At 35.9% G+C, this 20936-nt stretch carries 19 protein-coding genes, 1 pseudogene and 2 riboswitches; of the genes and pseudogenes, 7 read left to right on the forward strand and 13 right to left on the reverse strand.

Features of this window, described 5'->3' with window-relative positions:
* From ACXVYO_RS00740 to ACXVYO_RS00755, 4 genes are read right to left on the reverse strand one after another with little or no spacing between them, the layout of a single operon-like run.
* On the reverse strand, positions 1–774 hold the full coding sequence (locus ACXVYO_RS00740) for an ABC transporter ATP-binding protein (RefSeq protein ID WP_458465782.1): 774 nt from the start codon (positions 772–774) through the stop codon (positions 1–3).
* Entirely contained in the window at positions 771–1781 is a 1011-nt protein-coding gene (locus ACXVYO_RS00745) for an ABC transporter ATP-binding protein (RefSeq protein WP_458465783.1), read from the reverse strand. The genes ACXVYO_RS00740 and ACXVYO_RS00745 overlap by 4 nt, the downstream gene beginning before the upstream one ends.
* On the reverse strand, positions 1738–2742 hold the full coding sequence (locus ACXVYO_RS00750; protein ID WP_458465784.1) for an ABC transporter permease: 1005 nt from the start codon (positions 2740–2742) through the stop codon (positions 1738–1740). Before ACXVYO_RS00750 ends, ACXVYO_RS00745 begins: the two co-directional genes overlap by 44 nt.
* A gap of 16 nt (positions 2743–2758) precedes the next feature.
* The gene (locus tag ACXVYO_RS00755) at positions 2759–3676 is read right to left on the reverse strand and encodes an ABC transporter permease (RefSeq protein WP_458465785.1); all 918 of its coding nucleotides are present in this window, start codon (positions 3674–3676) and stop codon (positions 2759–2761) included.
* A gap of 134 nt (positions 3677–3810) precedes the next feature.
* A riboswitch (SAM riboswitch) is annotated at positions 3811–3916 on the reverse strand.
* A 103-nt stretch (positions 3917–4019) separates the two neighbouring features.
* Here ACXVYO_RS00755 and ACXVYO_RS00760 point away from each other — a divergent pair.
* Positions 4020–4192: pseudogene (locus ACXVYO_RS00760) on the forward strand (DUF3951 domain-containing protein).
* Between the two features lie 16 nt (positions 4193–4208).
* Here ACXVYO_RS00760 and ACXVYO_RS00765 read toward each other — a convergent pair.
* From ACXVYO_RS00765 to ACXVYO_RS00790, 6 genes are all read right to left on the reverse strand, one after another.
* Entirely contained in the window at positions 4209–4712 is a 504-nt protein-coding gene (locus tag ACXVYO_RS00765) for a hypothetical protein (protein ID WP_000756533.1), read from the reverse strand.
* Positions 4713–4962: 250 nt separating this feature from the next.
* Positions 4963–6213: a multidrug effflux MFS transporter gene (locus ACXVYO_RS00770; protein ID WP_458465786.1), complete on the reverse strand. Its 1251-nt coding sequence runs from the start codon at positions 6211–6213 to the stop codon at positions 4963–4965.
* A gap of 128 nt (positions 6214–6341) precedes the next feature.
* A complete protein-coding gene (locus ACXVYO_RS00775) occupies positions 6342–8060 on the reverse strand; it encodes a DUF3981 domain-containing protein (RefSeq protein ID WP_458465804.1) in 1719 nt (572 codons plus the stop codon).
* 78 nt (positions 8061–8138) lie between these two features.
* On the reverse strand, positions 8139–8672 hold the full coding sequence (locus ACXVYO_RS00780) for an MFS transporter (RefSeq protein ID WP_458465787.1): 534 nt from the start codon (positions 8670–8672) through the stop codon (positions 8139–8141).
* Positions 8669–10105, reverse strand: coding sequence for an FAD-binding protein (locus ACXVYO_RS00785; protein WP_458465788.1), 1437 nt, complete (start codon positions 10103–10105; stop codon positions 8669–8671). The genes ACXVYO_RS00780 and ACXVYO_RS00785 overlap by 4 nt, the downstream gene beginning before the upstream one ends.
* A gap of 112 nt (positions 10106–10217) precedes the next feature.
* The gene (locus ACXVYO_RS00790; protein WP_458465789.1) at positions 10218–10982 is read right to left on the reverse strand and encodes a hypothetical protein; all 765 of its coding nucleotides are present in this window, start codon (positions 10980–10982) and stop codon (positions 10218–10220) included.
* A gap of 145 nt (positions 10983–11127) precedes the next feature.
* On the opposite strand from ACXVYO_RS00790, the gene ACXVYO_RS00795 reads away from it, so the two are divergent.
* The 4 genes from ACXVYO_RS00795 to ACXVYO_RS00810 all read left to right on the forward strand — a co-directional run bounded on the left by ACXVYO_RS00795 (position 11128) and on the right by ACXVYO_RS00810 (position 14825).
* Positions 11128–12036, forward strand: a complete 909-nt coding sequence (locus ACXVYO_RS00795; RefSeq protein WP_458465790.1) for an NAD(P)-dependent alcohol dehydrogenase — start codon at positions 11128–11130, stop codon at positions 12034–12036.
* 80 nt (positions 12037–12116) lie between these two features.
* Positions 12117–12231, forward strand: a riboswitch (SAM riboswitch).
* 85 nt (positions 12232–12316) lie between these two features.
* A complete protein-coding gene (locus ACXVYO_RS00800) occupies positions 12317–13129 on the forward strand; it encodes a MetQ/NlpA family ABC transporter substrate-binding protein (RefSeq protein WP_458465791.1) in 813 nt (270 codons plus the stop codon).
* 12 nt (positions 13130–13141) lie between these two features.
* Complete coding sequence (locus tag ACXVYO_RS00805; RefSeq protein ID WP_458465792.1) at positions 13142–14182, forward strand: methionine ABC transporter ATP-binding protein; 1041 nt, start codon at positions 13142–13144, stop codon at positions 14180–14182.
* On the forward strand, positions 14157–14825 hold the full coding sequence (locus ACXVYO_RS00810; protein WP_000527133.1) for a methionine ABC transporter permease: 669 nt from the start codon (positions 14157–14159) through the stop codon (positions 14823–14825). The genes ACXVYO_RS00805 and ACXVYO_RS00810 overlap by 26 nt, the downstream gene beginning before the upstream one ends.
* 38 nt (positions 14826–14863) lie before the next feature.
* Here ACXVYO_RS00810 and ACXVYO_RS00815 read toward each other — a convergent pair whose 3' ends face one another.
* A complete protein-coding gene (locus ACXVYO_RS00815; protein ID WP_458465793.1) occupies positions 14864–15640 on the reverse strand; it encodes an SDR family oxidoreductase in 777 nt (258 codons plus the stop codon).
* Positions 15641–16072: 432 nt separating this feature from the next.
* Here ACXVYO_RS00815 and ACXVYO_RS00820 point away from each other — a divergent pair, with 432 nt between their 5' ends.
* Positions 16073–17374: a DUF5068 domain-containing protein gene (locus ACXVYO_RS00820; protein ID WP_458465794.1), complete on the forward strand. Its 1302-nt coding sequence runs from the start codon at positions 16073–16075 to the stop codon at positions 17372–17374.
* A 159-nt stretch (positions 17375–17533) separates the two neighbouring features.
* Entirely contained in the window at positions 17534–18040 is a 507-nt protein-coding gene (locus ACXVYO_RS00825; protein ID WP_458465795.1) for a DoxX family membrane protein, read from the forward strand.
* Between the two features lie 73 nt (positions 18041–18113).
* On the opposite strand, the gene ACXVYO_RS00830 is transcribed toward ACXVYO_RS00825, so the two are convergent.
* Positions 18114–18680, reverse strand: coding sequence for a DUF4256 domain-containing protein (locus ACXVYO_RS00830; RefSeq protein ID WP_458465796.1), 567 nt, complete (start codon positions 18678–18680; stop codon positions 18114–18116).
* Between the two features lie 150 nt (positions 18681–18830).
* Positions 18831–20795, reverse strand: coding sequence for a prolyl oligopeptidase family serine peptidase (locus ACXVYO_RS00835; protein ID WP_458465797.1), 1965 nt, complete (start codon positions 20793–20795; stop codon positions 18831–18833).
* Between the last annotated feature and the right edge of the window lie 141 nt (positions 20796–20936).

A 20936-nucleotide genomic window follows, 5' to 3' on the forward strand; every position in this document is an offset into this window, starting at 1 on the left:
TTAACCTGAAATTTTTGGTGTTGATGCTAATAATGTTTTTGTATAAGAATGTTGTGGATTACGGAATACTTCATCCGTATTTCCAAATTCAACAAGTTCTCCTTTATATAGGACAGCCACTTTTTCACATAAATAGTGAACCATCGGTAAATCATGCGCGATAAATAAATATGTATAGCCTTGTTCCTTTTGAATCTTTTGCAACAAATGTACAATCTGAATTTGCAAGGAAACATCTAATGCAGAAATTGGTTCATCAAGAATTAATACTTCTGGCTCACATAATAATGCCCTTGCAATAGCAATACGTTGACGTTGTCCTCCGCTAAATTCGTGTGGGTATCGATCGATATATCGTCTATCTAATCCAACACGTTCTAGCGCATCACCTGCGACTTTATCTTTCAATCCCTTATCACCTAAACCGAATGAAATATATCCTTCTGTTACGCTATCGCGTACTTTCCAGCGCGGATTTAATGCAGCTGTTGAATCTTGAAAAATGAACTGTACTCTCTGCAAGAAATCCCGTTTATGAGCTGACTTCAACTTGTGAACAACTTGACCGTTATAATCAATTTCACCAGATGTTGGGCTCTCGATCCCAGCTATGAGCTTACCAAGTGTTGTTTTTCCTGAACCACTTTCTCCAATAATGCCAAGCGTTGTTCCTTTCGGGATAGAAAGTGATATATCTTTTAACGCCGCTATTTCTTTCTTTTTACTTCCATACGTTTTCGTTACTTGCTTTACCTTAATTAAATCTGTCGTCATGAGGCATTCACCTTCTCTTTTGATTTCGCTTGGTCATGCTCTAGAACATGTTGCCAACAATGTGAACTGTGTTCCTCAGAATACGATGTTCTATCAGGGAAACGATGAATACATTCTTTTATTGCTACTGGGCATCTATTTACAAATGGGCACCCAAAGCTATTTAACGTTTCAATTGATGGTGTTGTTCCCTCAATGGCCCTAAGTACCTTTTCAGAATCATCCATATTCGGAATGGCTTGCAATAAACTTTTCGTATATGGGTGCTTCGGTGAACCTATTACTTCTTGTATCGTTCCTTTTTCAACAACACGTCCCCCGTACATCACAACTACTCGATCTGCTACTTCACGTACAAGTGCCAAATCATGTGTAATTAATAAAATACTCGTATTTTGTTTTTCTTTTCGCTCTTTTAATAACCCCATAATTTGTTTTTGAATCGTTACATCTAATGCAGTTGTAGGCTCATCTGCAATAACGAGCTTTGGGTGACAAGCAAATGCAATTGCTAAACAAATACGTTGCCTCATACCTCCGCTTAATTGATGTGGGTACTGCTCAAAACGTTTCTCTGCTTCATGTATCCCTAAATCATTTAATAAGTTAATCGCAATTTCTTTTGCTTCTCTTTTCGATTTTTTCTCATGTTGCAAAATCACTTCTGTGATTTGTCTGCCTACCTTCATCGTCGGATTTAAAGAGGACAGAGGGTCTTGAAAGATAAACGAAATATCTTTCCCTCGAATTTGATTCCACTCTGATTCTTGTAAATTCGTTAATCCTTGAGATTGGAAAGAGATACTTCCATCGTCAATATGAATAGCTTCTTGATTTAGTCCGATAATAGATTGTGCTGTAACGCTTTTCCCTGAACCACTCTCTCCTACAAGTGCAACAATTTCACCTTCGTTAATAGAAAAGGAAACATGCTTCACAATTGCTTGCTTACTATTCTCTTTTTCAACGGCCAACGTTACGTTTTCTAAAGATAAAAGCTGTCCCATGTTTTTTCTCCTTTCGATTCCGTTTTACGATTTTTGGATCAATTGCATCTTGCAAACCATCACCAATTGCATTAAATGCGAACATAATGAGCGCAATCATCAGCGATGGGAAGAAGAGCTGCCACCATTCCCCGCTTAATAAGGTCCCGAGCGCGTCATTTGTCATCGTCCCCCAGCTTGCTGCTGGTGACTGTACCCCGAGTCCGATAAAGCTTAAGAATGATTCTGAGAAAATTGCTGCTGGAATTGTAAATGATAAATTTACGATAATAATGCCTGTTAAATTTGGAATGATATGTCCGTATATAATCTTCATATGCGATGTACCTAATCGCTCTGCTGCAATAACAAATTCCCTTTGTTTTAAAGATAAGACTTGCGCCCTAACGAGACGTGCCATACCAATCCATCCTGTTAATGCAAGGGCAATAATGATTGTAAAAAGTCCTGGTTTCATAATGATTAGCAGTAAAATGACAATTAATAAGTATGGGATACCGTATAATACTTCAATTCCTCGTACAATCCACTCATCAATCAACGTTCCAAGGCGATTACGCCCTCTCACATATCCACTAAAGCCCCCAATTAGTACACCAAGTCCTATATCAAGAACGGCCGCTATTAATCCAACTACTAATGAAATTTTCCCTCCAGCCCAAGTACGTGCCCATATGTCTCTTCCTAAGTCATCTGTTCCAAACCAATGCTCACTACTAGGAGGTAAATTAGTTGCCTCTTTTACTTGTTCACTCGCAGTGAAAGGAGTTAAACTCTCACCGATAAGAGAAAAAATAATAATGAGTAACAATGTCACCGTTCCTAGAACTGCGATTGGATTCGATACAAACTTACGAAACACTTCTTTTTTTCGGCTAATTGTTTGCTGCTCTTTATTTATCGTTAATTCTTTTTTCTCTTCATTCGTTAATAACTGTTTATTGATTTCATAAGCTCCCATTTAAATGCCCCCCTCCTTACGTAATAGAACGAATACGCGGATCAACAATACGGTGAATAATATCTGTAATGAAAATACAAGAAATTAATAATGCACTATAGAAAATTGTTGTTCCCATAATTACTGGATAATCTCGGTTAAAAATACTATCTACAAAATATTTTCCGAGACCGGGAATCGCAAAGATCTTTTCAATAATGAAAGTTCCTGTTAAAAGCCCAGCCATTAACGGTCCAACAAATGTAAGTACTGGAACAATCGCATTTCGAAGGGCGTGCCTTATAATAATCTTCTTAATCGGTATACCTTTCGCTCTTGCTAATCTAATATAATCACTCTGCAATACTTCAATCATATTAGAGCGAACAAACCTTGTAATAACCGCGATTGGCCCTAATGCTAATGCGAAGGATGGCAATACCGTATGTTCGAATGTACCCCAAGACGCAACCGGTAACAGTTCAAACTGTATAGCAAATACTTGTATAAATAGTGGTGCTAGAATAAAACTCGGAATAGAAATACCTAAAATCGCCAGTAAGCTCACGCTATAATCAATTACTTTCCCATGATATAGAGCTGCAAATGTACCTGCTGCAATTCCGACTAATAATGAAATAATAAGTGCTTGTAAACCAATAATCGCTGACGGACCAAACCCTGTCGTTATAATTTCTGATACGCCTTGCCCCGTCGATTGAACGGATTCACCAAAATCAAAATGAACTACACCGTCTAAATAAGCAACATATTGATTCCATAACGGTTCATCAAGGTGATACTTCGCTCTCATATTCTGCACAACTTCTGCCGGAAAGATCTTTGCATCCGATGAGAATGGATCCCCCGGAATAATGTGCATAATCAAAAATGTTACTGTTGTAATAATCCATAGTGTAAACACCATAACTGATAGTTTTTTAACAACATACACTCCAATAACCCCCTAAACAAATGAATTTACTTTGTTTTATTTACATATTTGTTCCTATTACTTTTCCGCTTCTTAAAATACAAAAAGCCTTGATCTAAAAAAATAAGATCAAGGCTTAATAAACAAAGGCCCATCACTTATCTTTCAAGACTTGCTTGCTGGAATTAGCACGGTGTTCCTGTTACAGAACCCGCTGCTGAGGCGTCATAGGGCCAGTCCCTCTACCTCTCTGGATAAGTAAATTGCTATATTATTATTTGGTTCAAATTGTATATTTCGAATTATAATTCTGAAAAAATGAAAAGTCAATCAAATTGGATATATTTAGAAAAATCAGTTTTTAATTCTTTTATCGGAATTACCATTAACAATCGTTATACTTGTCATCCTCGGCTTCTACAAACTTTTTATAATCCATTCGATACTATTACCTGGCAAACCATTTCTATATTTCATGAAGAGCAACAAGTATTAGTATCCGAGGATGAAGACCGAGATGGTAAGAAGAAAAAATAACCTTGCACAGGCAAGGTTATTTTTTCGTTTCTGCTTGAAAACGTTTATAGTATGTTGATGCTGTTGCAAAGTTAATTTCTATATCACGAATCAATGATGAGTCTTCTTCTTTAGCTAACTTCTGTAATTTTTTCATCGCTTGTTCCGATTCATTCAAGAAACCAGCGTATACCTCATGTTCTTGCTCTTTCGACTTTGGAACACGAATTTCTTTACGTATATTATCGATATCTTCTAACATGCTCGTCGTTACCTTTTGCACATCTTCTTTATATGTAGCATTCGTTATTTCCTTACCGCCCTTTTCTTTTGCCACTTCAAATAACTGTAATGCTTTATTAATTTCTTTATTCATTTTCATATCGTATTTTTCATGTACTGCACGATATTCTTTCATCTCTTCTGTTTGCTCAGTAGATTGCTCTACCTTTTCTTTCGGTTCTTTCGTATCTTTATTTCCATTACATCCCGCTAGAAGGATCATACTTCCCATTACAGCAATACCCAAAACCTTCTTCATCTCTTCTTCTCCTTTTATCTACAGCTACTACTCATTATAGTTTCTTATATCTCCACTTGTTATTATACCGAGAACATCCTACTTTTTACACTTAAGACGATACCTTAATATACATGCCTACATTTTTGTCACAGTATCGTCACTTTATGCAAATAACTTTTGCATCACCTTACGAAGCTGTATGCGTTATTTCAAAGAAATGAAAAAAGAGCTGATTCAACACATGTTTGAATCAGCTCTTTTTTATAAATTAAGCCTCTAAATTTTGTCTTTGTTGCAGTTCAAACTGCTTCTCACTTCTTCTGGCCATAAATAGATAACATAACACAGCACCAATTTCACAAAGAGCTATTACAACACCCATCGGTAATGCGGTGTTACTTCCACCAATACCTACTAACGGTGCAACAAGTGCTCCTGAAATGAACTGTAATAAGCCTAATAAGGCCGACGCTGTTCCTGCGGCTTGTTTCTGATTTCTCATTGCTAACGAGAACCCAGTTGTTGAGACAACCCCAACACTTGATACAACAAGGAATAATGAACATAAAACACCAATTAAACCTATTCCTAGTACGATTGTCAGTAATAAAGATAGGCCACCAACAGCTGCGATAATAATACCAGCAACAAATAATGTCTTCTCATTCACTTTCCCTGCTAAACGACCCGTTACCTGACTAGCAATAATAATACCGATACCGTTGATTGCAAAGAATAAACTAAATTGCTGTGGTGATGCTCCGTATATGTTCTGCAACACAAATGGTGAGCCCGAAATGTATGCAAACATTGCCGCTGTTACTAGCCCTTGTGACAATGCATATCCCATAAACAGACGATCCTTTAACAGTTTTCCGTACGTCGCCAATGTTCCTGACAATCCACCCGTTTCTCTCTCTTCAGGAGGTAATGTTTCACGTAATACGAAAGTAGCTGATATTAACATGAATACACTAATTGCTCCAAGAACGATGAAGACACCGCGCCATGTTGTAAATTGTAACAATTGCCCTCCAATAATCGGTGCCAAAATAGGCGCTGCTCCGTTTACTAACATGAGCAGTGAGAAAAACTTTGTCATTTCAGAACCTGAATACATGTCACGTACCATTGCACGTGATATAACAATCCCAGCCGATCCTGAAGCTCCTTGTAAGAAGCGCAATAACACTAAACTCCAAATAGATGGTGCAATAGCACAAAGTAAAGAAGAAGCAACATAAATAATAAGAGCAATAATAAGAGGTTTGCGCCTTCCGTAAATATCACTAATTGAACCGACAAATAATTGTCCTACTGAAAGCCCAAGTAAACAAGCTGTTAAAGTAAGCTGCGCAAGGGATGCACCTGTCTGTAAATCATCCGTTAACTTCGGTAAAGAAGGCAAATACATATCAATAGATAATGGCCCAATCGCCGTAAGTGTCCCTAGTACAAGAATCATCCATAACCTATTTGTCTTTATCGGTTTATATATTTCTTGATTAACTCCATTCACTTTTTCCGTTCACCCTTTCCTATAACTACTAAATCGTAACAATTATAGTTACAACATAAACATACGTCAAGTATAGTGTATTTTCCTGTTTCATACTGTAAAAAAAAAGCGATAGAATTTCTATCGCTTTACTTTTTCAAATTACTATTTGCAAATTTAGATACGGAAGACATCGCCTCTCCTGTATCTAAATATGTGATTTGAATTGGATCTCCCACTTCTGTAAACATAGCATATGGGAATTTCTTCACAGGTATCATAAATACTTTTTGTTCATTCTCTAACAGTACGTACACAATTGTATTTTCACCTGATTTTTCTTTATATACACGTTGTACAACGCCTTCTTTTTGTGCCTCTTTACCATTTGAAGTTGGTCTAAATGAATCTCCACTTCCACTCAGCGCATTTTTATAATTCTCAAGCGCTTCTTTTTGCGTAGAACCTGTTGCAAATATTTTTGCATTAGAAGCATAGATAACTGTATGGGCACGTACTAATCCCCCGTCATCAATAACAGGTACAATCCAAGAAGGTTTACCATACACGTTATAAATAACCGGCATCGTTCCATGCCATTTCTCTCTCTTAAAGGAATTATCCACTACTTCCGCAGCAGCTGAACCATCCATAATTCCCTTCACTTCTTTTCCGTTATAGTAATACAACTTACCTGTACGCGCATCGATAAGCGAATAACCTAGTGCAGAATCTACTCCCTCTTTCGGAGAGGTGAAATCAGTAAAGTAATATAACGTTCCATCCTTACCGAAGATTGGTGTAACGCCTTCTTTCGTTCCCCACTCAGTCGGAATCTTCATATCCGTTTGCGAGAATTTTGTATTCCAAAATCCGTGAATGTATTTACCAAAATACGTATTTAATGTAGATGCGGTCTCGTGATTTAATACACCATCAACAAATTTAGGTGCCTTTCCTTTATCGTATCTTTTCACTTCACCTGTTTGTGCGTCTACGACTACAACGCCCTCTACTTCAAATCCAGATCTTCCCGAAATAAATTCACCATACGTCATTGTATAATACGGTTTCCCTTTATCATCAACTTCGAATTTAGGTTTCCCTTTAAAAATTAAATCCGGTTCTGCTTTTCGAACGACACGTTCTAATTTATTACCAAAAAACATGCTTGGCACATATTTCATTTTATAACCGAGATGCAGTTTCGCTTCCGCATCAGGATTCGTACCTGACATCGTTACGTACCCTGGAATTGTCTCAGCTTTACGTGCTTTAAAAAATCCTGAAACTTCAATTGGTGCTACATATAAAGCCTCACCATTTACCATTTGTGGCGTTAATTCTCCTAGCTCAAAATAAGCTACTTTCGGAATGTCCCCAAATACTTTTTTCATTTTATTCTCCGCTGTCTTTGGCGGCACTGTAAACGGCTGATCATTTTCAGTAAATGGCTCTGAAATATCTTTCTCTACTTTTACAACAGAATCATATTTCTTTTGTGAGATTACTATATCATGCAAATAACCAAAATAGCCGTAACTTGCTAGTAAAACAAACATTAGAAGTCCTTTTAACGTACCTTCTAATTTCCCTATTTGATCTTGCGAAAATAAAACAAGCCCAATTAAAATTGCTACTGCAACAGAATAATGAGTAAGAATCGAATCTGCTCGATCATCAATTAGCCAAAAATATTCATAGATTGCAATACCTATCCAAAATAAAACAGGAATAACTAAAATGGATGATTTCTTACCCTTTACAACCTTCTCATCCCCTTTCTTATCCACTGCTCGAAGTTTACTACCGCTTCTTGTCCATGGAATCAAAAACAAAGTGAGAATAGCTAAAATTAAAAATTTCATCAAAGGCAATGTCCCCTTTTCTTTTATCTTCCCTTTTAGTATAACAAATAAAGGGTATTCAGGTAAAAATGGGAATGATTATATTTTTTTACTACTTAATACAACTCCGCTTACTACATATAAGATAGATGCAATATAAAAAATCGTACCAATCGTAAAGAAATCTACTAAATATCCCGTTGCAATAATTGCTACTGCTCCTCCAATCGATGTCCACACATGATATTTTCCAATCTCATAACCAGCATTTTCTTGCACAACTTTTCGCGCTAACGATGTCTTCTCCGTATTACGCTGCACAGCACCTAAAATACCCATTACAATTTGAAGAATATATACATGCCATACTTCTGTTGCAATCGGGAAACAAAGCATTAATACAGCCATAGACCAGGCGTATATAATTAATAATTTCCGATCACCTACTCGATCAGACACCTTTCCTACTACCGGATATACAAGTGCTGAAGTTAAGGCAAATAAGCCATACGCCCAGCCAAACTGCGAGAAGCTATTCCCAACATTCCGAAGCAATAGAATGTAAAAAGGAAATACCATACTTCCCGCCATCATAATTATGCTTTGTGATGCTACAAATCTTCTATATGTCATTTGCTATACTCCTTATAAAATAAATTCACAAACCGTTCCTCTGGGTCTACTTCCTTCTTCTTCTGAAGGAACTCTTCTATGCGAGGATATGCTTGCTTTAGTTGCTCCTTTTCTGGATAAGAATAATACGGTAAATAATAACTTCCACTATGCTTTAAAGTAACATCAATCATCTTCTGAATGACCGCTTTTGTTTTCTTTATTTCATCCTCTGAGCGCCCTTGATTAATTAAAAGCACAAGCGCAAACATATCATCTTTCGCATAAGATAGTACCGCATTTTCATTCTTTTCTACATAACGAATGGTAATGTTAAGAAGGTTTAATTCCTCTTCATTCAAAACACTTCGCAAGTCATCTATATACGCTGTAAAACTATCTATCGGTACGAAATACTCCTGTAAAATCTCGGTCAAGTTTGGATTATCGTATTCCATAAAGGCACTATCCGATCTCATTACATTATTTCGTGTTTCGTACTTACCATTTGTATGTTCAAAATAACTTCTTTGTATATCCCAAAATGTATCCTTTCCCCAATCACTATAGCGTGATAAACCGAGTAAAAATTTTGGCGCAGCTATAATATTTTCTTCTTTTAATTTACTGTACTCTTCCCTCATATTTTGATTTTCCGCCAATGTATAATCTGTCACATACATCTCTTTTAAAAATGAATTGGGTGCAACAGAAATACGTGCTAAATGCATACGTATATTCTCGTCCCTTCGCACTTTATTCTTAAAATATGAAGAGTATTCTTTATAATCTAGTACCTTCGTATGCGCTTCATACAATTCATCATCTGTTAACTTTAGCGTCACATCTAAAATCACGCCAAACAATCCGTATCCCCCAATTACATATGGAAACAGATCAGCATTTTCTTCTCTACTTACATTACGCACCGTACCATCTGCCATTAACAACCTAAACGACTCTACTGTATCAATCAATGCCTCATGACGAATATCACGCCCATGCACATTTACACTTAATGAACCACCAACAGTAAAAATATTTTGAGATTGCATCACTTGAACCGCAAGACCATATGGATTGATTTTCTTTTGAATGTCATTCCATGTGACACCACTTTGCACCCTAATCTTCTTCTTCTCCGCATCGAATTCTAATATTTCATTATACCCTTTCATATCAAGCATCGTGCCGTTCGGATAATACGTCTGTCCTCCTTGGCTATGCTGCATACCTGCAATGGAAATTTTCTCTCCAGAAGTATTTGCATCTTGCACGACCTGTTTTAATGAACCTTCATCCTCAGCATTTTCAACACGTTTAATTTTCGTTGGAAGCAACTTTCCTACATCGCTCATAATAGGATGATCTAGTTGCTCTTTATATGTATTTATAGATGTCGCAAGCAACACTGCATAGGCTACAATGACCACCGCTATTTTTCTTTTTTTCAAATGACACTCTCCTCTTCTACAGTTTTCCCTCTTCATATTGTACCTATTTTCCTAAGAAGAAAGTATACAAAAAAGAGGGCACCTTATTTTAGGTCCCCCCTCATCAAAATTGTTACTTTGCTGCTGGCAATTGTATCGGGTCAAACTTTTCGTACGACGTATACTTTGCGTTCGTAATAATATGTGCTTTATCCTTACCGTTACTGCTCATAATCATGTCTATCTTTGCTGATTCATATTTAAAATCTTTTGTAATGATATATTCTGCATCCACTTCTTCTATCTTCGCATTTTGTGCTTGTAACATTTTCTTCTGCGTTTCATCCATGCTAGTTAACATACTTTCTGTTTCTTGCCCTTTTAATGTAAATTTCAGTTTATATTTATCTCCGCTTTTCTCCATCTTCATTTTATCTAAAACTACTGCTGGTACTTCTAACTTATCTATAATATCTTGAGTCGCTTTCATTCCACCAGCGTTTAATTGCTCCTCTGGTACAGTTATAACTTCTCCTGTATTAGGGTTTTTCACCTCACCAGCAACTTTACCATCCACAGTATACACTACAACATCTGCACCAGAAATATTCATTTCAGAACGAGAATTCTTTGTCTTTGGCTCTAATTGCATCTTAGCCTTTAATATATTCATCTCTGTTCCTTCAGCTTTTATCTCTACATCATATGTCATCGTTACATGTTCTTCATTTTTAAAAGCTTCGTTCGTTTTCTTGAAAACATCCTTCGCTGCTAATTCTTTTTCTTTCTGCACAGCTTCTTTTTTCGGTTCATCAGTTTTTGTTGTTTTCTCATTGCTACACCCTACCCCTAGACTGATTGCAAACACTAAACTTGAAATAAAAATAGTTTTTTTCATAATGTCGCCCCCTTTTCAAAAATAATATCACCTCTTTTCCTACGAAATCTATATAATTTTTAATCTTTATTCGCTATATAGCGACATGTTTAATGAAGGTTTTAAATATGATGTAAATAACAACAACTCATTTCAGGAGGTCATTATGAAGGCGATCATTTGCACACAGTATGGACCACCTAACGTTCTTCAGCTTCAAAATATAGAGAAACCTACACCTAAAAAGAACGAAGTATTAATTAAAATTCACGCAACAAGTGTATCAACTGGAGATTGTAGAATACGAGGTTTTAATAGTCCCCTCTTATTTTGGATTCCTATGCGGATCATATTAGGTTTCAGAAAACCGAGAAAACCTATACTCGGCGTAGAGTTATCCGGTGAAATCGAAGAAATAGGAACAGATGTAACTCAATTTAAAAAAGGGGATCCAATTTTTGCATTAACAGAACTAAACCTCGGTGGTTATGCCGAGTACACATGCGTACATGAAAGTGGATTAATAACATTAAAACCTACCAATGTGACGTATGAAGAAGCTGCAGTTATTCCTTTTGGTGGAACTTCCGCATTGCATTTTCTGAGAAAGGGCCGTATAAAAAAAGGGCAACAAGTGCTCATATATGGTGCCTCAGGATCAGTAGGAACAGCTGCTGTACAACTTGCTAAATATTTCGGTGCGACCGTTACGGCTGTTTGCAGTAATTCAAATTTTGAACTCGTTCAATCTTTAGGAGCTGATACAGTAATTGATTATACGAAAGAAGACTTTACTAAGCGGCGCGAGCGCTACGATATTATATTTGATGCAGTTGGTAAATATAAAAAATCCCTTTGTACAAATACATTAACATCCAATGGAAAATATGTATCTGTTAATGGAATGATGGCAAAGGTAAGTAAAGAGGATATGATTCTACTAAAAGAACTAACTGAAACAGAACATTTAAAACCTGTTATTGATAGAACCTACCGATTAGAAGAAATTGCTGAAGCTCATATATATGTGGAACAGGGACATAAGAAAGGTAATGTTTCGATTACCTTAAAATAAAATATATTCAGAAAATAACATTGACAATTCTTTTTGTAAGATTTACTATTAGTACCATATTAAAAAACTACATACACAAACTCTTATCAAGAGTGGCGGAGGGACTGGCCCGATGATGCCCGGCAACCGAGCTTATAACATATAAGCTAAGGTGCTAATTCCTGCAAAACGAGTTTTCGTTTTGGAAGATAAGAGAGGAACCTATTTTGTCTATTCGGCACCTCTCTTATTTTTGAGAGGTGCTTTTTATTTTGGAACGTATATGAAGGGGGAGTTATAGATGAAAAAAGTATTATTGAGCATTGTAAGTGGAGCGGTATTATTGCTAAGTGCATGTGGTGCTAATTCTGATAAAGAGGTAAAAGCATTAGATGAGAAAAAGATTACTGTCGGTGTAACTGGCGGACCGCATGAACAAATTTTTGAAAAGGTAAAAGAAGTGGCAGCGAAAGACGGACTCGAAATTGATGTAAAAGTATTTAATGATTATGTAGCACCAAACGTATCTTTAGAGGAAAAAAGCCTCGATGTAAATAGCTATCAAACGAAATCATATTTAGACGTATTTAAAGCTGAGCGCAATATGAAATTAACGGAAGTATTTTCAACAGTAACATTCCCTATGGGCGTATATTCTAAAAGCTTAAAGGATGTAAAAGACTTAAAAGAGGGCGACGCAATCGCTGTACCAAATGATCCAACGAATGAACTTCGAGCTTTAAAGCTATTTGAAAAAGCAGGAGTTTTAAAAGTAGATCCAAAGGCGACAGAAAAAGCGACTGCGAAAGATGTAATTGAAAATCCAAAAAATTTAAAGATTGTTGAATTAGAGGCATCTCAATTACCGACACAACTAAGTGAAGTAAAAGCAGCTGCAATTAATACAAACTTTGCATTAGGTGCAAAATTAAGCCCTGCGAAAGATTCTATCTTCCGTGAAGGAAAAGATTCACCATATGTGAACTGGGTCGTTGTTCGTACTGAAAATAAAGATGATGCAGTTGTAAATAAATTAAAGAAAGCTTATCAATCTAAAGAAGTAAAGGAATTTATCGAGAAAAAATTTGATGGTTCTGTTTTACCGTCTTGGTAGGAGCTGACGATAATGATTGAATTAAAAAATGTATCCAAAGTATTTACAACAAAAAAAGGGAATGTAGAAGCACTTAAGTCTACTTCCCTTCAAGTAAAAAAGGGCGAAGTATTTGGAATCATTGGATATAGTGGCGCTGGTAAAAGTACATTAATTCGATGTGTAAATTTATTAGAAAAACCAACGACAGGAAATATCATTGTAAACGGCCAAGACTTAACAACCTTATCAGCAAAAGAACTAGCAAAATCGAGACAAAAAATCGGGATGATTTTTCAAGGATTCAACTTACTTAAAACTGTGACAGTTTATGAAAATATTGCATTACCGTTACGTCTATCTGGTCTTCCCAAAACTGAAATTGAGCAAAGGGTAGAAAAGTATTTACGTATTGTCGATCTTTTTAGTCGAAAAGATGCCTATCCGAGTGAACTTTCTGGTGGCCAGAAGCAGCGTGTTGCTATTGCACGTGCACTATCACATGAACCGGAAGTTTTATTAAGCGACGAAGCAACGAGTGCTTTAGACCCAGAAACAACGGATTCTATTCTTGACCTATTACTAAAGATTAATGAAGAAATCGGGATCACAATTTTATTAATTACACATGAAATGAATGTCATCCAGCGTATATGTGACCGAGTTGCTGTTATGGAACATGGAGCAGTAGTTGAAAGCGGGACCGTGAAGGATATCTTCACAAACCCACAACATGTAACAACGAAGAAATTCGTAAATAGTGCATTTGCAGCGAAGATTCCAGAAGAAGTACAAAAAGAACTACAAACTACTGGTGAAATTGTAACTCTCTCCTTTATAGGGAATGCTTCAGGAGAGCCAGCATTAGCTGTCGCTACAAAACGTTTTCAAGTGTATCCAAATATTTTATCCGGTAATATTACACAATTAAAGCATGAAGCATACGGGAAACTGATCATTCATATGCAGGGTGAGAAAAATGAAGTAGATCGCGCTTTATCATTTTTACAAGAGCAAGGGATCATCGTAGAAGGAGGTAGAACAGATCATGGGAAACAAGTCCTTTTTGGATGAATGGGGTAAAGTCATATGGGAAGCAACCATTCAAACATTTCAAATGACATCTATTTCACTATTCATCTCTATCCTTATTGCATTACCACTTGGCGTTACACTTGTTTTAACGAGACCTGGTGGACAGCACGAAAATAAAATCATTTATCCAATTCTTAATACAATTATTAATATCATTCGCTCTCTTCCATTTATCATTCTATTATTCTTCATTTTACCTTTTACAAAGTTTCTAATGGGAACATCCATTGGCGTGCAAGGTGTTATCGTACCACTTGTCGTATTCACGGCCCCTTATATTGCACGATTAATGGAGACAGCTTTATTAGAAGTGGATCGTGGTGTTATTGAAGCTTATCAAGCGATGGGCATTTCTACTATAAAAATCATTTGGCACGTTATGGTGAAAGAAGCTCGTCCCTCCCTTATACTTGGCTTAACAATTGCAACAATCGGCTTAATCGGTGCAACAGCAATGGCTGGACTTGTAGGTGCTGGTGGTCTTGGTGATTTAGCATATCGATTCGGACACTTACGCTATGAACCTGAAGTAATGTATGCAACAGTCTTTATTTTAATTATCCTCGTTCAAGGGCTACAGTCTTTAGGAAATGGTGTTGCAAGAAGATTGAAGAAAGATTAAAAAAGAAGGTATCTCACTAGGATGAGATACCCTCTTTTTTATCTTTTAAATCCACCTTCAGAATGAATAACTTGTCCAGTAATCCATTCTGCTTCTTCACTTACTAAAAATTTAATAAGCCTTGCTGCATCCCTCGGCTCACCAATTCTACCAAAAGGAAACATTGGCTTTAATCCTTGCCTTATCTCTTCAGTCATCCAGCCTGTATCGGTTGGACCTGGGTTAATTGCATTCACTGTTATTCCTAAATGAGCTACCTCGGCTGACAACGAACTCGTAAGAGCATCAATAGCTCCCTTCGTAGTTGCATACGCCAGTTCTCCAACCATAGGCCCTTGAAATTGCCCCGATGTCATATTCACAATTCTACCACCAGATTTCTTATCAAATCCTCGGGCAAATTGACTACTTAACAACGTAGTCGCACGAACATTTACCATGTAGTGCTTCTCTAATTCTTCAGCAGTCAAATTAGAGAAGTCATTATTTGTGGAATACGCTGCATTATTAATTAATATATGAGGGTAGCCTAGTTGTTCATTAACTTTATTTATAAGCTCTTTCGGTGCATCATTCTGAGTTAAATCTAACTCCATACTTGATACTTTAACACCGCTTTTTAGTAACTCTTCTTTTAATTGTATATGTTCACTTTGATCAACGCCCCAAGGCATCTCTTTATCGTACGCTGTCCAATACGTAAAAAATATATCGTATCCTGCTTCAGCTAATTCTTTACAAATTGCTGCACCTATACCATCTAGACGACTTACACCTGTCACAACTGCTACTTTATTTTTTAATTGATTCATCATATACTCCTCCAATTTTAAAGGACGCATATTTCATATAAGAGATATGAATTTCCCTGCACGTTATCCTTACAAAAGGGATGTACAAGCCAAATATGCAGTCCTTGAATGATTTACAAACAGCTAAATAAACCCTCACTTATGAGAGAAAAATTTATCTATCTAGTTTCTAATCATTACAAGCTCATCCACATATTGAGTCCTTGTCCCCTTTCCATATATCTCTATTTCTATCATACCAATATGATGTAATATTTCAAATGATAAAAAATAAAGGTCAATATTCTATGCCGACCTTCTACTAATTTTAGTATATTACAATAACTAAATAATTAAAATAATCAGAAAAACACTGGTAAATACTGGCTTTATTTTTTATAATAAAACGTGGGGCTAATGTGAGAGTCTAGTTTTACACAAATAGGGGGAAGAAACATGTCAAAAAAATTACTTTCTTTATTTTCTACAGTAATCGTAGCAGCTTTTGTAATAACTGGCTGTGGTCAAAGCGATACGACAAATAAAGAACAAAAAGAAAATACAACAAAAGAAAGCAAAACAGAAAAAACGGATACACCGAAAGAAAATAAACCTGAAGAAAAAAAATCCGAAGATAAAAAAGCTGAAGAGAAAAAGCCTGAAAATACAGCTACTAGCTCAAGCGATTACTCTAAGCTAATTTCCTATATGGAAAAAGAAACAGGTGGTAAAACAAAGGTTCTTTTTGAAAATAAGGAACCACAAGTGTATAAAGCTGAAGATGTTTCAGTAACAATGAATGGTTATACATTAGTTGAATTAAATGGATTCCATACAAACTTCGACATCCCGTTTAACCGTCAAACAGAGGGTGGAGTTATTCTTGTGAACTACAGCGTAAAAAATAGTTCAGCTAAAGATATTTATTATATGCCAGCATTGGACATGTCATTTACTGGTGCGCAGAAAGCATATAGTAACTATAAAGATTTAATTCCGAAAGAAGATCAGCTCCCAACTAAGCTTGCTCCAACGAATGATTACTTAGTAAAAGCAGGAGAAACTATTTCTGGTTATATCGCTTATCCATTCGGAAAAGATGATCTAGCGAAAATTTCAAGTCTCTCAACAGTCTCAGTCACGGTCCCAACTGCACAAGCTAATAAAGGAAAATTTGATGCTCCAATCGGAAGTCCTGGAAGCTTTTCATTAAGTTTAAACAAACAAGGTGCTGAAAAGGTTGCAACAAATAACACTTTCTACCAAGATAAAGCTACAGCTAATAACATGGGCGATAAAAAAATGTTAAAAGAGAAATCAAGTATTAATAATAGCCAAGAATTAGGCGCTGTTAACGTTACATTAGACGGATACCAATTTACTCAATTCACACCAAATTCCGTCCAAGCTCCACGCTTTGCAAATTTCAAAAACGGTCTTGTTCTATTAACAGTAAAATTCAAACTTGATAACAAAGATACTCAAGACGTTTCACTATCTCCTATAAGCTCTACATTGAGAGTGAATGATGGTACACAATATACGATTAATGAAGGTATGCTATTAAATTATGACTATAACGCTGCGGTTAAAACTGGAACATCTGGAGAGTTACTACAAGTCTATATATTAGATCAAGAGCAGTATGAAAAGATTTGGAAAGACAAAAGCTTTGAGATTGAGTTAGGACCTATGAGAAATAAGGAAGCTAAAGATATTTCACAAGGTAAAAAAGCTAAATTTACATTACCGAAATAGATTACTAAATATATAAAATGAAAAAGGCATATAACATATGATTGTTATATGCCTTTTTCATTTTATAAAAACACCATTTTTGTTCACACTTTATCCATTGTGAATTTTTTCACAATGGATATATAATAAACATATAAATAAAATACTGGAGGGATTTCAATGGTTATCAATTTTTTAAGAACTGATAAACGTGCTGCTTTCATATTATTATTTTTAAGATTTTACATAGGATATGCATGGCTCGCTGCTGGGATAGGTAAAGTTTTCGGACAATCTTTTGATGCAAGTGGTTTTCTAAAGGGCGCTATCGCTCAAGCATCAGGTGACCACCCTGCCGTACAAAGTTGGTGGGCAGACTTCCTTCAACACTTTGTTCTTCCAAACGCAGACCTATTTAGCTTTTTAGTTCAATGGGGAGAAATTTTAGTAGGTCTAGGTTTAATTTTAGGCGGATTAACAAAAACTGCTGCATTCTTTGGAATTATAATGAATCTTTCATTTTTACTAAGTGGAACTGTTAGTGTAAACCCAAATCTGCTTATTTTAACTATGTTCATTTTAGTTGCAGGTCATAACGCTGGACGTATTGGATTAGACGGCTATGTTTTCCCTAAACTTTTCCCTAAAAACAACCGTGAAACATATAAATTAAGTAAAACTGCTTAGTAACAGTTTACTTTTAAAATATAAATAAGAAAAAGGGCCTAAGTATAGGCTCTTTTTCTTATTTGCTCCAAATTTAAACTCTTAACGAACCGCGGAATCCTCTAGCAGCATAATAGGAATCTGCTCCATTGTGGTACACAAAAACGTGTCCGAAGCGATAATCGCAAAATAGAGCACCACCGAGTTCTCTAATGTCTGAAGGAGTTTGTACCCAGCTAGATGATTTCATATCGAAATCCCCAAGTTGTTGCAACTCTCGATATTGTTCTTCCGTTAATAATTCAATGCCCATAGCAGCTGCCACATCAATAACGTTATTTTCCGGTTTATGTTTTTTTCTTGCCTCTAACGCTTCAAGATCATAACAAAGACTTCTACGACCTTTTGGGCTCTCCTTTGAACAATCATAGAAAGTATACTCGTCCTTCTCTTCATTATAACCAACAACATCCGGCTCACCGCCAGTTACTTCCATTTCATGAATTGACCATAATTTTTCATTATTAGTAGCTAGCTTTGCTTCAACTTTAGCCCATTCAAGACCTTCATGGCGGTTCATGTTTTTTTCAAAACGAGCTTGTAATGCTTTTAATAGTTCTTCACGTTGTTCTACAGATAACTCATTTTTATTCTCTGTCATATTAGTCCTCCGAATTACGTTTACTTATAATCATTTACATTTTTTCAATACTGGTTGGCATGCAGTTTACAACAAATTATATAATTTGTTGTATCTCTTTTTCAACAATCTAATCCGATTGCCCAACGAAAAACCCCTGTGTGGATTCCATTATATGGTACGAAAATCTTTCATGCTTTCTCCAAGAATATAGTGTGAAAACCACATCAAATTCTGCTTCATAATAGCCATATGAATTCCTGGCTGATCAGAACTATATGCCATTCCTTTAAATATAATTAGTTCTGTATCAACTTCCATATCTCTTAAACCTTCATATAGCTCATATGCATTTGTAATTGGAATTCTTACATCCTTTTCCCCATGTTGAATTAAGGTAGGCGTACAGGCTGATTTAATATATGTCATTGGTGATGTTTTCTTATATATCTCTGGATCATTCCATGGAGAATTTCCTAAATACATTCTAATAAAGTAAGGGATATCTGTATTTACATAATGGGTACCCCAGTTCGTAATTCCACCCCCAACTGAGATAGCTTTAAATCTATCACTAAATGTAGAACAGAAAGCAGATATATATCCTCCGTTACTCCATCCCATAACCCCTACCCTATCTTTATCTACAATCCCTTTTTCAACTAGTGCATCTACTCCAGATATAATATCATCATAATCAGCAAATCCTTGTTTTCTATAGTTTGCTTTTAAAAATTCATTACCATAACCCGAACTTCCTCTATAGTTTGGTTCTAAAACGATAAAGCCTTTTTCAACAAACTGTTCAATTGGATATTTCTCATTGAAGCAGTCTGAAAATATCGGAAAGGACGCCCAATTCGGACCACCATGGATTACTACTAATAAGGGATATTTTTTATTTGCCTCAAACTCTACTGGGGTTGATAAAACACCATCTATTTCAAGACCATCACTACTTTGCCATGAGATGATTTCTCTGTTACTTTTAAGCCTTCCTTCAAAAAAGCTATTTTCATTCGTTATTTTTTTATCATCAAAATAGATTTCGAAGGTTTCATTTGTTATAGCCTTAGTATATGTTATATGATTGCCATCCCTTGTTATAGAGGCATCCATTATAAATCCATCTACTGTTTCGCTTAACATTTCCAAAGTGCCATCCTCACATAGCAATCCAATACGGTAATTCGTTTTATCCTGCCATCTAATTAAAACCCCTTTAGCCGTCCACTGTAATGGCATAACCGTACTATCAAAATTTGTTAAAGGTTGAATTACCTCTCCCGTATTCATATCATATATCTCTAATGTACTATCTTGTATATGATTTTTATAGTAATCCTTCTCTCTTATGCTTGCTGCGTAACATATTTTGTTGCCCTCTGGAGAAAAGCAGACGCTACCGCCCAACAACTTATCTACATTCATCTTTTGTAGTTCCCCAGCTTCAACATCTAATATGCATAGATCACCATTCATATAATCGTTTAAGCTTGGTGTAGCCATACATACAACCTTTTTCCCATCATTTGAAATATCAAAGTTATGTATATAAAACTCCTTACTATCCGTTAGTTGATAAACACCGTTAATCTCACGTTCCTCTTTATCATTTTGTATCATTTTTTCTATCTCAATGTAGTATAAACAATTATTCCGATGTTCCTTACCTACATGGTGTAAATCTCCATAAAGCTCCTTACGTTTCTGTATTTCCTCACATTCTTTTGACTGTGCAATATAATAAAAACCCTTGCCAGTAGGCTCCCATTTGAATGTATTAACCCCCTCCTTCTCATTCGTAATTTGAACCTCACTACCACCATCTATAGACTTAACAAAGATCTGATTTGTAGTAGCCCCGTCATCGCCTGGGCTAAGGTATGCAATAGTCTTATAATCTGGAGACCATAATGGATGTGTACTATCTATATCCCCACCTGTTAGTGGATAACTCTGCCCTTTATCTTTCTCATATACCCATACATGATTTCTATACGTATTGTCTTTCCAGTTAGCTGACGTCTTTACAAATGCTACGTTTTTGCCATCATCACTTACATTTGCACTTGATAAGGAAGGTAATGAAATAATCTCTTCTATACTTAAATATGTTTTTGCTTTCACTTTCATATAATAAGCCCCCTTGTAATGTCCATGAATCTATCGTCTCTTCTCTTCATATATAAAGGAAATTGTTCACGCATACTTGAAATGATAACGGAAAATTCAGATAAACAAAAGAGAATCTGATAAAGTAACACTTTAATTAGT

The organism is Bacillus sp. BC08, from assembly GCF_054326875.1.

Coding starts and splice junctions, on each gene's coding strand:
- ACXVYO_RS00745 (WP_458465783.1), bottom strand. CDS start 1,781: ATGGGACAGCTTTTATCTTTAGAAAACGTAACGTTGGCCGTTGAAAAA.
- ACXVYO_RS00815 (WP_458465793.1), bottom strand. CDS start 15,640: ATGATGAATCAATTAAAAAATAAAGTAGCAGTTGTGACAGGTGTAAGT.
- ACXVYO_RS00740 (WP_458465782.1), bottom strand. CDS start 774: ATGACGACAGATTTAATTAAGGTAAAGCAAGTAACGAAAACGTATGGA.
- ACXVYO_RS00810 (WP_000527133.1), top strand. CDS start 14,157: ATGGGAAACAAGTCCTTTTTGGATGAATGGGGTAAAGTCATATGGGAA.
- ACXVYO_RS00780 (WP_458465787.1), bottom strand. CDS start 8,672: ATGACATATAGAAGATTTGTAGCATCACAAAGCATAATTATGATGGCG.
- ACXVYO_RS00820 (WP_458465794.1), top strand. CDS start 16,073: ATGTCAAAAAAATTACTTTCTTTATTTTCTACAGTAATCGTAGCAGCT.
- ACXVYO_RS00775 (WP_458465804.1), bottom strand. CDS start 8,060: ATGAAATTTTTAATTTTAGCTATTCTCACTTTGTTTTTGATTCCATGG.
- ACXVYO_RS00825 (WP_458465795.1), top strand. CDS start 17,534: ATGGTTATCAATTTTTTAAGAACTGATAAACGTGCTGCTTTCATATTA.
- ACXVYO_RS00795 (WP_458465790.1), top strand. CDS start 11,128: ATGAAGGCGATCATTTGCACACAGTATGGACCACCTAACGTTCTTCAG.
- ACXVYO_RS00800 (WP_458465791.1), top strand. CDS start 12,317: ATGAAAAAAGTATTATTGAGCATTGTAAGTGGAGCGGTATTATTGCTA.
- ACXVYO_RS00765 (WP_000756533.1), bottom strand. CDS start 4,712: ATGAAGAAGGTTTTGGGTATTGCTGTAATGGGAAGTATGATCCTTCTA.
- ACXVYO_RS00750 (WP_458465784.1), bottom strand. CDS start 2,742: ATGGGAGCTTATGAAATCAATAAACAGTTATTAACGAATGAAGAGAAA.
- ACXVYO_RS00835 (WP_458465797.1), bottom strand. CDS start 20,795: ATGAAAGTGAAAGCAAAAACATATTTAAGTATAGAAGAGATTATTTCA.
- ACXVYO_RS00830 (WP_458465796.1), bottom strand. CDS start 18,680: ATGACAGAGAATAAAAATGAGTTATCTGTAGAACAACGTGAAGAACTA.
- ACXVYO_RS00805 (WP_458465792.1), top strand. CDS start 13,142: ATGATTGAATTAAAAAATGTATCCAAAGTATTTACAACAAAAAAAGGG.
- ACXVYO_RS00790 (WP_458465789.1), bottom strand. CDS start 10,982: ATGAAAAAAACTATTTTTATTTCAAGTTTAGTGTTTGCAATCAGTCTA.